Annotated in this window: 13 protein-coding genes; 5 read left to right on the top strand and 8 right to left on the bottom strand. The window is 38.3% G+C overall.

Going from position 1 to position 12,852, the window contains the following annotated elements:
* Positions 1–12: 12 nt before the first annotated feature.
* Entirely contained in the window at positions 13–1,473 is a 1,461-nt protein-coding gene (iolA, locus tag BCR24_RS14275; protein ID WP_069641186.1) for a methylmalonate-semialdehyde dehydrogenase, read from the bottom strand.
* Between the two features lie 284 nt (positions 1,474–1,757).
* On the opposite strand from iolA, the gene BCR24_RS14270 reads away from it, so the two are divergent.
* Complete coding sequence (locus BCR24_RS14270; RefSeq protein WP_069641185.1) at positions 1,758–2,513, top strand: DeoR/GlpR family DNA-binding transcription regulator; 756 nt, start codon at positions 1,758–1,760, stop codon at positions 2,511–2,513.
* A gap of 21 nt (positions 2,514–2,534) precedes the next feature.
* The gene (locus BCR24_RS14265) at positions 2,535–2,927 is read left to right on the top strand and encodes a tautomerase family protein (RefSeq protein WP_069641184.1); all 393 of its coding nucleotides are present in this window, start codon (positions 2,535–2,537) and stop codon (positions 2,925–2,927) included.
* A 288-nt stretch (positions 2,928–3,215) separates the two neighbouring features.
* Here BCR24_RS14265 and BCR24_RS14260 read toward each other — a convergent pair whose 3' ends face one another.
* The 6 genes from BCR24_RS14260 to rpsL all read right to left on the bottom strand — a co-directional run bounded on the left by BCR24_RS14260 (position 3,216) and on the right by rpsL (position 8,758).
* Entirely contained in the window at positions 3,216–3,770 is a 555-nt protein-coding gene (locus BCR24_RS14260; protein ID WP_069641183.1) for a DUF2812 domain-containing protein, read from the bottom strand.
* A complete protein-coding gene (locus BCR24_RS14255; protein ID WP_069641182.1) occupies positions 3,760–4,086 on the bottom strand; it encodes a PadR family transcriptional regulator in 327 nt (108 codons plus the stop codon). The genes BCR24_RS14260 and BCR24_RS14255 overlap by 11 nt, the downstream gene beginning before the upstream one ends.
* Before the next feature lie 226 nt (positions 4,087–4,312).
* Positions 4,313–5,500 (bottom strand): elongation factor Tu, encoded by a 1,188-nt coding sequence (gene tuf, locus BCR24_RS14250; protein ID WP_069641181.1) that lies wholly within the window; start codon positions 5,498–5,500, stop codon positions 4,313–4,315.
* Between the two features lie 141 nt (positions 5,501–5,641).
* Positions 5,642–7,729 (bottom strand): elongation factor G, encoded by a 2,088-nt coding sequence (gene fusA, locus BCR24_RS14245; protein ID WP_069641180.1) that lies wholly within the window; start codon positions 7,727–7,729, stop codon positions 5,642–5,644.
* An 82-nt stretch (positions 7,730–7,811) separates the two neighbouring features.
* On the bottom strand, positions 7,812–8,282 hold the full coding sequence (gene rpsG / locus BCR24_RS14240; protein ID WP_010761695.1) for a 30S ribosomal protein S7: 471 nt from the start codon (positions 8,280–8,282) through the stop codon (positions 7,812–7,814).
* A 56-nt stretch (positions 8,283–8,338) separates the two neighbouring features.
* Complete coding sequence (rpsL, locus tag BCR24_RS14235) at positions 8,339–8,758, bottom strand: 30S ribosomal protein S12 (RefSeq protein WP_069641179.1); 420 nt, start codon at positions 8,756–8,758, stop codon at positions 8,339–8,341.
* A 365-nt stretch (positions 8,759–9,123) separates the two neighbouring features.
* Between rpsL and rpiA the strand changes: the two genes are divergently transcribed.
* The 3 genes from rpiA (at position 9,124) to gpmA (ending at position 11,413) form a co-directional block, all read left to right on the top strand.
* Positions 9,124–9,801, top strand: a complete 678-nt coding sequence (gene rpiA, locus BCR24_RS14230; protein WP_069641178.1) for a ribose-5-phosphate isomerase RpiA — start codon at positions 9,124–9,126, stop codon at positions 9,799–9,801.
* A 130-nt stretch (positions 9,802–9,931) separates the two neighbouring features.
* Entirely contained in the window at positions 9,932–10,519 is a 588-nt protein-coding gene (locus tag BCR24_RS14225) for a recombinase family protein (protein WP_069641177.1), read from the top strand.
* A gap of 207 nt (positions 10,520–10,726) precedes the next feature.
* Positions 10,727–11,413: a 2,3-diphosphoglycerate-dependent phosphoglycerate mutase gene (gpmA, locus tag BCR24_RS14220; protein ID WP_069641176.1), complete on the top strand. Its 687-nt coding sequence runs from the start codon at positions 10,727–10,729 to the stop codon at positions 11,411–11,413.
* Positions 11,414–11,583: 170 nt separating this feature from the next.
* On the opposite strand, the gene BCR24_RS14215 is transcribed toward gpmA, so the two are convergent.
* The gene (locus tag BCR24_RS14215; protein WP_069641175.1) at positions 11,584–12,774 is read right to left on the bottom strand and encodes an iron-containing alcohol dehydrogenase; all 1,191 of its coding nucleotides are present in this window, start codon (positions 12,772–12,774) and stop codon (positions 11,584–11,586) included.
* Between the last annotated feature and the right edge of the window lie 78 nt (positions 12,775–12,852).

Below are 12,852 nucleotides of genomic sequence, written 5' to 3'. Positions count from 1 at the left end.
CCTTCTTTCCCATTAAATATTTGTCTTAGGATACCGTGCTGTCACTACTTTTTTACGCGTGTAGAAATCTACACTGTCTTTGCCATTTGCATGAAGCGTCCCGTAAAACGAGGACTTCCAACCTGAAAACGGAAAGAATGCCATCGGCGCGGGTACGCCTAAATTAATCCCTAGCATGCCTGCATCAATATTTTCTCTAAAATAACGAATCGCAGAGGCATTATTAGTGAACAGACAAGCTCCATTTGCGAATTCAGATTGATTAGCTGTCGTAACGGCTTCTTGCAAGTTTTCTACTCTGATGATCGACAATACTGGAGCGAAAATTTCATCCCGCCAAATCGTCATATCCGTTGTCACACCATCAAAAATAGTTGGACCAACAAAATAACCATTGTCTGGAATATTCTCCCTACCATCTGCAATCAAACGGGCTCCTTCTTCGATTCCTTTTTCAATATAAGCTAGTGTTCTTTTTTGATTTTCTTCGCGAATAACTGGTCCTAAAAAGACACCGTCATCCAAGCCATTTCCGACTTTGATACCTGATGCTTTTTCTTGTAATTTATTGATAAACGCATCTGCTATTTCATTTTCAACCGTTACAACTGCACACGCCATACAGCGCTCACCAGCGGAACCAAAAGCGGCTGATACAATATTGGTCACAGCATCATCTAGGTCCGCATCTTTTAAGACAATGGAATGGTTTTTAGCACCGGTCAATGCTTGCACTCGTTTCAAGTGCTTACTCCCTTGAGTGTAAACATACTCACCAACTGGTTTTGAGCCAACAAAGGAAATCGCTTTCACTTCTGGATGTTCTAAAATCCCATTCACAACATCATGTGCGCCATATACAATATTAAATACGCCAGCTGGTAACCCGGCCTCTGTAAATAATTCAGCCAATCGTTCAGTTAGCAAAGGCGTTCTTTCCGACGGTTTTAAAACGAAACTATTTCCACAAGCGATTGCCATCGGAAACATCCAGCAAGGAACCATCATCGGAAAGTTAAAAGGCGAAATTCCCGCGACCACCCCAATTGGGTAACGATAGTTAGCAACTTCTACATCTGTTGCAATCGAAGATAATGAATCTCCCATCATTAACGTTGGAGCTCCTGCAGCAAATTCTACATTTTCAACGCCTCGTTGTACTTCACCTAAAGCCTCGTTGAGATTTTTCCCATTCTCAAGTGTGATTAGACGAGCTAATTCCGCTTTATGTTTGATTAAAAGTTGTTGATAGTTAAAGAGAATCCTTGCACGTCTCGGTACTGCCATCTCTTTCCATGTTTCAAAAGCTTCTCTAGCAATCGTGACCGCTTCTTCCAAATCTTCTTTTGTAGAAAGTGGTACTTCACACAACATTTCTTTCGTAGCCGGATTATAAACTGCTTCATACGTTTCTGTACGACTAGATACCCATTTGCCACCAATGTAATTTTTTAACTTTCGTACCTCTACCATCTATAACGTCCTCCTTGTTCTCTATTAAAAATCAACACGATGGTTATATCTTGATGTTCTTTGGTTAACTTTTGATTACATTGTACAATTCCAATTTCCGATAGTCAACCCATTTTTGGTGAAATATTTTCTTTTTTGATCACATCTTGCCAAACTCTTTATAAAAAAACAAAATTCATTGATTCAAAAAGTGCTAAATCCGCAAACAATTGGTTATATGTTGAACACATTAAGGTCATGTGTTATAGTGAATCTAATCACACGAAGTAGAAAGGTTACAGAATATGAAATTACAACGAATTCAGCAAATTGAAAATTACATACAACAACAAGGCAGTATTTCTCTCGACGAATTATGCCGTGTTTTCAACGTCTCTAAAAATACGATCCGTCGAGATATCAATGAATTGGAAAAAAGAGGAACTTTGAAGAAAGTCTATGGTGGTGTTGTTTATGTAGAGAATAGCTTAGTTTCTTTTGAAAATCGCACTATCCATAATCAAACAGAGAAAGAGCAAATTGGTAAAAGAGCTGCTACATTGATTAAAGAGGATGATTTAATCTATATCGATTCTGGAACAACTACTAGTCAAATTTTAAATCACATTGATCCAGACTTACCATTTACCTTATTAACAAACAATCTTGATATTATCAACCTTGCTGCGGCAATGAAAAATGTTCAACTTATTCTTATTGGTAATAGTTATAAAAGAAAAACGCGTTCTTTTGTAGGAATTGAAGATGAAGCTGTTGTGACAAGATATAATATAAGTAAAGCCTTTATGGCAGCAACTGGCGTCTCAATCACGAGTGGTTTGACTAATTCAGATTTAATGGAATATCGGATAAAAAAAATGATCGTCCAAAGAAGCAAAGATATTTATCTACTCGCAGATAGTTCAAAATTCGACCATTCCACTTTACTCACTTACTCTCCTTTAGACAGTATAAAAGGAGTTGTCACAACAAGAGAGATACCTGAAAAATACGTAGAGTTTTGCGACTTACATGCAGTCGAACTTCTATATAGCAACTAAATAAAAAAAGGAGGACTCAACTTGCCACTACTAAAATTTGATTTGGTCGAAGGACGCAGCCAGGAAGAAATACAAACGATACTCGATATTGCCCATTCCGCAGTCTTAGCATCTTTTGATGTTCCAACAGGTGATAGATATCAGATTGTTACGCAGCACAAACCTTTTGAAATGGTACTAGAAGATACAGGGCTAGGTTTTAAAAGAGATCCTGCTAAAATGATTTCACTAACCGTTATTAGCAGAGAACGAACAACCGATCAAAAAGAAATATTTTATCAGCTACTTGCACAACAGTTGGACGAGTTATGTGGGATCGCACCTGAGAACTTACTTATTTCTTTCATCATCAATAATGATGCTGATTGGAGCTTTGGTTTCGGGGAAGCGCAGTTTATGACCGGAAAACTTTAAGGTAAAGCAATTGAGACAAAACACTTTAAGTTTTATTAACATCACCGTGAATCCGAGTAAACGGTGTGAAAAAGTCAGGCTCTTTGGCAATTACTGAAAACCGCACAATGCGCTTTATGGCATTGTGCGGTTTTCAGTAATTGCCCGATCCTAAACGGCTGTTGCTACAATCTTATTATACTTGTTTCTTAAATTTAATCATTTCGTGGATATCAACTGAAATTCATATCAGCAAAAAAAGGAACACATTTAACGAGTAAAATAAAATTCTAGAATCTAATATTATTTTCAAATTTGCTCTTCATTTTTAAGAATCTCAGTAAGTTTCCAAAAATTTCTTAAGTGAACACCTAATAAAATAACTGTGATCCCTATAATTAGCCCGAGTAAGACAAGTAAAACATAATTTTTCCCTTCGTTTCTATTTAGTAATACAGGTATTAAATAACTCAGTGGAAATAATGCAACTAGTGCAATCATTCCTTGAAACTTCACCACTTTTCTTGCCATTTCCGCACGAGACGGAGCATCACTAAAAATAGTATTTTCTTCTTCTATTTCAGATTTTAGCTTTCTAAAATAGTACCAGTTCCCATATTTATAAAAGTACTCCCACCCACAATCTTCAAATAATTGTAGATATTCTCCTAGGTCATTCTCTTGTTGTTTGAAATCTAGTTGGTATATATACTCTTCTGGTTCACATCTTTCAAAAGTGTATGTGCTAAAAGGTAATTTTAACTCTACCATTTTCCATCCATTCTTATGTTGTTCTTGTAAAAATTGTTCTTCTTCTAGATAATCTGCCAACCCAAAGTATTTCTTTATTTTTTTATTTTCCATTTATTGTCTCCCCAATACTATTTTTATAGAGTCGTTTAATTCGATTTATTTCATGTACTAATATTTCCTCTCCTAACTCTGTGATCAAATAGCTTTTCCGTCTATTTTCTTCTTTTGTCGCTTGAATTAATCCGTCCTTTTCCATTTTACTGAGACTGCCATACATCGTACCTGCACTAATGATAATTTCTTGGTTCGTCATTTCTTTCACGTATTGAATAATACTGTAGCCATGACGTTCTTCTCTAAGTGCAAATAAAATATAGAAACCTGTTTCTGTCATTGGTATGTATATTCTTTTTAGCTTATCTTCCATTTATTATTCAACTCCTCCATCTATATATCGAGGTGCGATACATCGTAACACTATACTATATCGAACCTCGATATATGTCAAGAACATTTTGAATTTTTTTGAGCAGGTTTCAAATTAATCTAGCAAAAATTCAAAACACAAAAAAAGCCGAAGGGAAATCCCTTCGACTTACGTCCGAGTACTCCGATTTTTCACGTCGGTTTTATTGCTTTATATTGAGCTGTAATTATTTAGTAATTTCAGAAACAACGCCTGAACCAACAGTACGTCCGCCTTCACGAATAGAGAAACGAGTTCCTTCTTCGATAGCGATTGGGTGGATTAATTCAACGTCCATTGCAACGTTATCACCAGGCATTACCATTTCGATACCTTCTGGTAATTCAACTACACCAGTTACGTCAGTTGTACGGAAGTAGAACTGAGGACGGTAGTTAGTGAAGAATGGAGTGTGACGTCCGCCTTCTTCTTTTGATAAAACATAAACTTCAGCTTTAAATTTTGTATGAGGAGTGATAGTAGCAGGTTTTGCTAATACTTGTCCACGTTCGATATCTTCACGGGCTACACCACGTAATAAAGCACCGATGTTATCGCCAGCTTCAGCGTAGTCTAACAATTTACGGAACATTTCAACACCAGTTACAGTTGTTTTCTTAGTATCTTCAGCGATACCAACGATTTCGATTTCATCACCAACGCGAACTTCTCCACGTTCAACACGGCCAGTAGCTACTGTACCACGTCCAGTGATTGAGAATACGTCTTCGACTGGCATCATGAATGGTTTGTCAGTGTCACGAGTGGGAGTTGGGATATACTCGTCAACTGCAGCCATTAATTCTAAGATTTTTTCTTCGTATGAAGCGTCGCCTTCTAAAGCTTTCAAAGCAGAACCAGCGATAACAGGAGTGTCGTCACCTGGGAAGTCATATTCAGATAATAAATCACGAACTTCCATTTCTACTAATTCTAATAGTTCTTCGTCATCTACCATATCCATTTTGTTTAAGAAAACAACGATGTATGGTACACCAACGTTACGTGATAACAAGATGTGCTCACGAGTTTGAGGCATAGGACCATCAGCAGCAGATACTACTAAGATAGCTCCATCCATTTGTGCAGCACCAGTGATCATGTTTTTAACGTAATCCGCGTGTCCTGGGCAATCCACGTGGGCATAGTGACGAGCATCAGTTTCATACTCGATGTGAGAAGTGTTGATTGTGATACCACGTTCTTTTTCTTCTGGAGCGTTATCGATATCAGCATAGTTTTGAGCTTCACCGTCACCGTGTTTAGATAACACAGTTGCGATTGCAGCAGTTAATGTAGTTTTACCATGGTCAACGTGTCCAATAGTACCAATGTTTACATGGGGTTTAGAACGGTCAAATTTTTCTTTAGCCATTTTAAATGTTCCTCCTAAAATATATGAATTTTATTTTTATTTGATAGATAGTTTTACAGCTACCTGATCATCTTTTATTATTCTAACTGAAATCAATAGAAAATCCTAGTCATAAATAAGCCTGTACTTATTTCTTAACTATTATGCGTTGTTTCCGCCATTTTTCTTGATGATTTCTTCTTGTACAGATTTTGGTACGTCTTCATAGTGGTCAAAGACCATCATAAATGTACCGCGACCTTGTGTTGCTGAACGTAATGTTGTAGCGTAACCAAACATTTCAGCTAGAGGCACCATCGCGTTAACGATTTGTGAGTTACCGTGTGCTTCCATACCTTCAACACGTCCACGACGACTTGTAACGTGTCCCATGATATCACCTAAGTAATCTTCTGGCACAGTGATCGTTACTTTCATCATTGGTTCTAAAATTACAGGCATTGCTTTTTTAGCAGCCGCACGTAGCGCCATAGAAGCAGCTACACGGAAGGCTGTTTCATTTGAATCGACATCATGGTATGAACCGTCGTAAAGTTTTGCTTTGATATCCACTAATGGATAACCAGCAAGAACACCGTTGTTCATTGATTCTGCCAAGCCTTTTTCAACCGCTGGAATGTATTCACGAGGAACCACACCACCGACGATAGCATTTTCAAATTCGAAGCCTTTACCTTCTTCGTTTGGTGTAAATTCAACCCAGACATGTCCGTATTGACCTTTACCACCAGACTGACGTACAAACTTACCTTCTGCCTGAGTTACAGGAGCACGGAAAGTTTCACGGTATGATACTTGTGGCGCACCAACGTTGGCTTCAACCTTGAACTCACGTTTCATACGGTCTACTAATACGTCTAAGTGCAATTCACCCATACCAGAGATAACTGTTTCACCAGTTTCAACGTTTGTTTCAACGCGGAATGATGGATCTTCTTCTGCAAGTTTTTGCAAAGCAATCCCCATTTTATCTTGGTCGGCTTTTGATTTAGGTTCAACAGCTACTTGGATAACCGGTTCTGGGAACTCGATTGATTCAAGAATAACTGGTGCATCCATCGCACATAAAGTATCACCAGTTGTTGTATCTTTCAATCCAACAGCTGCAGCGATATCGCCTGAGTAGACTTTATCGATTTCTTTACGTGTATTTGCATGCATTTGTAGAATACGACCGATACGTTCTTTTTTGTCTTTAGAAGCGTTCAATACATATGAACCACTTTCAAGGACACCAGAATAGACACGGAAGAAAGTTAGACGACCAACAAACGGGTCAGTCATTACTTTAAATGCTAGTGAAGCAAAAGGTGCTTCGTCATCAGCAGGACGAGTTGTTTCTTCGTCTGTCTTAACGTCGATCCCTTTGATTGCTTCAATATCAAGTGGTGATGGTAAGTAATCAAGTACTGCATCAAGCATTATTTGAACACCTTTATTTTTAAAGGCAGATCCACACATTACTGGGAAGAATTCAACGTTGATCGTTGCTTGGCGGATACCCGCTTTTAATTCTTCGATAGTAATTTCTTCACCGTCAAGATATTTCATCATTAGGTCTTCATCCGTTTCAGCAACAGCTTCAACTAATTTTTCACGCCATTCAACTGCTTGTTCCATATATTCTTCTGGAATTTCAGTTTCTTGAATGTCAGTACCTAAATCATTTGTATAGATTTCAGCTTTCATCGTAATTAAATCGATGATCCCTGTGAAGTTATCTTCTGAACCAATTGGTAATTGGATTGGATGAGCATTCGCTTGTAAACGATCATGTAATGAGTTTACAGAGTATAAGAAATCCGCACCGATTTTATCCATTTTATTACAGAAAACAATACGTGGAACTTTATAATCAGTTGCTTGACGCCAAACTGTTTCAGTTTGAGGTTCAACACCTGATTGTGAATCAAGAACGGTTACAGCACCATCTAATACACGTAATGAACGTTGAACTTCAATAGTGAAATCCACGTGTCCAGGAGTATCGATGATATTTACACGGTAACCTTTCCACTCAGCAGTTGTTGCAGCAGAAGTGATGGTAATCCCACGTTCTTGTTCTTGTTCCATCCAGTCCATTTGTGATGCACCTTCGTGCGTTTCACCAATTTTATGGATTTTACCAGTGTAGTAAAGGATACGCTCTGTTGTTGTTGTTTTACCCGCATCAACGTGAGCCATAATACCGATATTACGAGTGTTTTCTAACGAAAATTCTCTTGCCATTCTAGGGTGTTCTCCTCTCTTTATTTAAATCGATTGTAAAGTGACTGTCTGTCGTAGTGTTAACTTACATACAGAGAGGATTTTACCAACGATAATGTGCAAACGCACGGTTAGCGTCAGCCATTTTATGTGTGTCTTCGCGTTTCTTAACAGAAGCACCAGTATTATTGGCAGCATCCATGATTTCTTTCGCTAGACGTTGTTCCATTGTATGTTCACCGCGTAGGCGAGCATAGTTAACAACCCAACGTAGACCTAAAGTTGTACGACGTTCTGGACGAACTTCAACTGGTACTTGATAGTTAGAACCCCCAACACGGCGAGCTTTTACTTCTAAGACAGGCATAACGTTTTTCATTGCTTGTTCGAAAACTTCCAATGGATCGTTACCTGTAGATTCTTTGATGATATCAAATGAATTATAGATAATATTAGCAGCAATCCCGCGTTTTCCATCAACCATTACACGGTTGATCAAGCGAGTTACTAATTTTGAGTTATAAATTGGATCTGGTAAAACATCGCGTTTTGTAACAGGACCTTTACGTGGCATCCGTAACTCCTCCTTCCGAAAATTCTTTATTGTATAATACCTTAGTGATTGTCAAATTATTTAGCTGCTTTAGGCATTTTAGTACCATATTTAGAGCGGCTTTGTTTACGATCTGTAACACCGGCTGTATCAAGCGCACCACGTACGATATGATAACGTACCCCTGGTAAATCTTTTACACGTCCACCGCGTAATAGTACCACGCTATGTTCTTGTAAGTTGTGACCAATCCCTGGGATATAAGCTGTTACTTCGATTAAGTTAGACAAACGAACACGGGCATATTTACGTAAAGCCGAGTTAGGTTTTTTAGGTGTCATTGTTCCCACACGAGTACAAACCCCACGCTTTTGTGGTGAGTTTACGTTCGTTTGGGCTTTCTTAAAACTATTATATCCTTTGTTCAACGCTGGTGAATTAGATTTCTCCACCTTTGATTTACGAGGTTTACGTACTAATTGATTAATTGTAGGCATTCCTTGTTTCCTCCTTCCTCATTTCGCATCTAGTTCCACACATCCAGGTGGTTCTTTTTTTGCGATAAAAAATAATGCAATCTCTGCACTCATTATCAAATATGCTTCGATAGACAGTCAGCACGTCTCCAACGAGAGACCTGTAGATAAAGCACCTTTGATAGCATATCATCTCATGATTTATTTGTCAACCGGTTCTATAGACTTTTTTGTTTAAAAATGAAGGAAATAACTTTATAGATTCTTTTATAAAGAAGTTTAAGTTTAGAATTAAAATTCAATCCAAATCTACTTTATCCGCTATCTTTTTTAATTGCAGGCATGTATTATATTTGGTGAGACTTGAAAAGGAGAGGATACGTGTAATGAATCTTAAACAAATGGCAGGAATCGAAGCAGCAAAATATGTAAAAGACGGTATGATCGTCGGTTTAGGGACAGGATCGACAGCAAAATTTATGGTGGATGAAATCGGACGACGTGTAAAAGAGGAAGGGTTATCTGTCACTGGCGTAACAACTTCTAAAGAGACGGAGCATCAAGCTCTCGCCTTAGGGATTCCTTTAAAAGGGATCGATGAGGTTCCATTTGTCGATCTAACAATTGACGGAGCGGATGAAATTAGTGAAGATTTCCAAGGGATCAAAGGCGGCGGTGCGGCTTTATTGTTCGAAAAAATCGTTGCTACTTATTCAAAAAAATGTATTTGGATCGTGGATGAATCTAAGCTTGTAAAAAAACTGGGCAAATTCCCACTACCAATTGAAGTTGTTCCATACGGCAGCCAACAGTTAGTTCGTTTATTCAAAGAAAAAGACTTTGCCCCAGTTTTACGTAGAACAGCAACTGGAGAAACTTTAGTTACGGATGGTGGGCACTATATCATCGATCTTCATTTAGATGAAATCGCTGACCCAATTGCTTTAGGTTCTTATTTGGATCAGTTAGTCGGTGTAGTAGAACATGGCTTATTCCTTAACATCGTTTCAACGGTGATCATCGGCGGCGAGAATGGACCTAAAACTATACATGTACCAAAATAACTAATTATTTGAATACGATGGGAAAACAAAGAGCAACATTAAAAAAAGATAAAAAAACAACTTTCATTCCGTCTGCTTTTATGCTACATTTTTAGTATCTTATTTACTTTTTTACTAGAAAGGACGAACGATGAAAATAATTGGCTATGCCCGTACAACAATAATCGATGATGATTTAGACACACAAATCAAAGTATTGTCTGACTATGGCTGTGATGAGGTTTATCATGAGTCTTTTGATGTGACCCACGACCAACACCTCATTTCTGAGCTTGAGACAGTTCTTACTAGCTTAAGGGCTGGTGATACTTTAGTAATCTGCCGATTGAACCGTCTTGGTCGATCAACTCGTCAGCTAACCGAATTGACACAGACATTCAAAGGTTCCGGTATTCATTTAGTTAGTCTAGATGAAGAAATAGATACTCGTCATCCAATGGGAGAAATCTATTTTAAATTAATGAATGGACTCGCTGCCATGGAGTGTGACCTGATTCAAGAACGAACATTAGTTGGTTTGAATAACGCTCGGAAAAAAGGGAAAATCGGCGGCCGCCCTAAAATAGATGTACGAACTGTTCAAAAAATCCGTCATTTATATCATGAGAAAAAAGAAACGATCCAATTCATCTCTTCAAAATGCAATGTTTCTGTGGGAACTTGTTATAAGTATATCAATCTATCTGACACAGATGTTACTAAACTCGCTCAGGGGTAACGTTCTATTCAATGATAAACGCGAAATAGACTGCAGCTAAACTACTGTACCTATTTCGCGTTTATCAATTTTCTCCAAGGTGCCCACCTACCGAATCATTCGTTTCAGTATTTTCCACTAATTTACAATGGAAATCTATTTTAAAACGGTGTACAATAGAAAAGGAAATGAAAGTTTCAGAAACTACAACTCAAAGGAGAGCTATACATGCCAAAATTAGTATTTTCTCGTCATGGACTTAGTGAATGGAATGCATTAAATCAATTTACCGGTTGGGCTGACGTAGATTTAGCACCACAAGGTGTTGAAGAAGCAATCGAAGGCGGTCGCAAAATCAAAGAAGCTGGAATTGAATTTGATGTAGCCTATACTTCTGTATTGACTCGTGCCATCAAAACTTGTAACTTACTTTTAGAACATTCTGATCAATTATGGGTTCCTCAAATCAAATCTTGGCGTTTAAACGAACGTCATTATGGTAAATTACAAGGCTTGAACAAAAAAGAAACTGCTGAAAAATATGGAGATGACCAAGTACACATTTGGCGTCGTTCTTACGATACGCTTCCTCCATTGATGGACGCTAATGATGAAGGTTCTGCTGCAAACGATCGTCGTTATGCAATGTTGGACCAACGCGATGTTCCTGGCGGCGAAAACTTAAAAGTGACGCTGGAACGTGCTTTACCATTCTGGCAAGATCAAATCGCACCTGCTTTATTAGACAACAAAACAGTCTTAGTAGCAGCTCATGGTAACTCTTTACGTGCTTTAGCAAAACATATCGAAGGAATTTCAGATGAAGATATCATGGATCTTGAAATCCCGACTGGTCAACCACTTGTTTATGAATTAAACGATGACCTGACTGTAGCTAAAAAATACTACTTATAAGATAATTAACCCCCGCAAGTTTCTCCTTTTGATAGGCTGAAACTTGCAGGGGTTTTCTATTTCTCTAAACTTCTTGTTGATGCTTGAGCCTATCTTGTTATATCACAAAACATACTCTATCCGAAGAGCTCGCCCAACCATACCTTTCTTTAATAAATAGCTACGGCCACTTATACAAAATTAGATTCAGTCAAACATTCACGATAAATCGCTTCAACATCTGCTTCAGCTAAAGGTACATAGGCATCTGCCTTGATTGTGCTATGTGCCACCGCTTGTTTGGCCATCTCCGCAAATCGTTCATCATCAATACCAACTTCTGGCAAAGTCATCGGAATGCCACATGTTTTGAAGAAATCATAGGTTGCTTGAATTCCTTTTTTTGCAGCGATTATTGGCTCTTCTTCCTTGATTCCCCAAACATTATGAGCAAACTGAGCAAATTTAGTGACCGTTTGTTCAGAAAGTACATATTCCATCCAACGTGGCGTTAAAATAGCTAAACCAATTCCATGCGTAATATCATAAAAAGCACTTAATTCATGTTCCATAGCATGACACGACCAAACACCATGTTTTCCATTTCGAGTTAAACCGTTTAATGCTAAACTGCTTGCCCACATCAAGTTCGCACGCGCATCGTAATTATCTGGCGATTTTAGCGCAATCGGACAATTCTTGATAACGGCACGCATCAAGCCTTCTGAGACAAAATCTTGCACATCCGTTCCTGGCGTTACATTAAAATAACTTTCAAATAGATGACTCAAAATATCGGCAGAACCAGCTGCTGTTTGATAAGTTGGAACAGTAAACGTATTAGCAGGATCTAGGAAAGAGACCTTAGGAATCATCGATGGACCACCAACACCTAGTTTTTGGTTTGTCGCCAGATTCGAAATCACAGCCCCTGCATTCATTTCACTACCTGTCGCAGCTAAAGTTAAAATTGTGACGATTGGTAATGCTTCACCTTGATAGCCTTTCCTTCCTAAAATAATAGCCCAAGGATCTTCTTCACTGTAAAAACCTGCTGCAACTACTTTCGCACAATCAATCGTTGAACCTCCGCCTACAGCTAAAATTACATCTACCTGATGCTCACGACATAAGGATACACCGCGACGAACAGTCTCAATCCGAGGATTTGGTTCTACTCCACTAAGCTCTACCACTATATTTTGATTTTTCCCAAGCAAATCGATTACTTGATTATATAATCCATTTTTCTTGATACTACCGCCACCATAAACTAGCAGTACATTTTTACCGTAAACATTCAATGCTTCCGGCAGCTCATCCGCCAAGCGATCCTTGCCAAAGCGAATATCTGTTGGTACATAAAATTTAAAATTGTCCATTTTTCTTCCTCCATTCAAGTTAAGGGCCATGCATATACATATATAATAGACCAAAAAGCTTGAAACTGCGCTTACTTT

Origin of the sequence: Enterococcus ureilyticus, from assembly GCF_001730315.1 — a bacterium.
GTDB lineage: Bacteria > Bacillota > Bacilli > Lactobacillales > Enterococcaceae > Enterococcus_L > Enterococcus_L ureilyticus.
Note: the sequence above shows the minus strand (reverse complement) of the source record. Positions and strands in the feature narration are given on the sequence as shown.

Bases quoted from the DNA above. Each gene is read 5' to 3' on its own strand.
- iolA (WP_069641186.1), bottom strand. From the start codon at position 1,473: ATGGTAGAGGTACGAAAGTTAAAAAATTACATTGGTGGCAAATGGGTA.
- tuf (WP_069641181.1), bottom strand. From the start codon at position 5,500: ATGGCTAAAGAAAAATTTGACCGTTCTAAACCCCATGTAAACATTGGT.
- rpsL (WP_069641179.1), bottom strand. From the start codon at position 8,758: ATGCCTACAATTAATCAATTAGTACGTAAACCTCGTAAATCAAAGGTG.
- rpiA (WP_069641178.1), top strand. From the start codon at position 9,124: ATGAATCTTAAACAAATGGCAGGAATCGAAGCAGCAAAATATGTAAAA.
- rpsG (WP_010761695.1), bottom strand. From the start codon at position 8,282: ATGCCACGTAAAGGTCCTGTTACAAAACGCGATGTTTTACCAGATCCA.
- BCR24_RS14215 (WP_069641175.1), bottom strand. From the start codon at position 12,774: ATGGACAATTTTAAATTTTATGTACCAACAGATATTCGCTTTGGCAAG.
- BCR24_RS14270 (WP_069641185.1), top strand. From the start codon at position 1,758: ATGAAATTACAACGAATTCAGCAAATTGAAAATTACATACAACAACAA.
- BCR24_RS14260 (WP_069641183.1), bottom strand. From the start codon at position 3,770: ATGGAAAATAAAAAAATAAAGAAATACTTTGGGTTGGCAGATTATCTA.
- BCR24_RS14255 (WP_069641182.1), bottom strand. From the start codon at position 4,086: ATGGAAGATAAGCTAAAAAGAATATACATACCAATGACAGAAACAGGT.
- gpmA (WP_069641176.1), top strand. From the start codon at position 10,727: ATGCCAAAATTAGTATTTTCTCGTCATGGACTTAGTGAATGGAATGCA.
- fusA (WP_069641180.1), bottom strand. From the start codon at position 7,729: ATGGCAAGAGAATTTTCGTTAGAAAACACTCGTAATATCGGTATTATG.
- BCR24_RS14225 (WP_069641177.1), top strand. From the start codon at position 9,932: ATGAAAATAATTGGCTATGCCCGTACAACAATAATCGATGATGATTTA.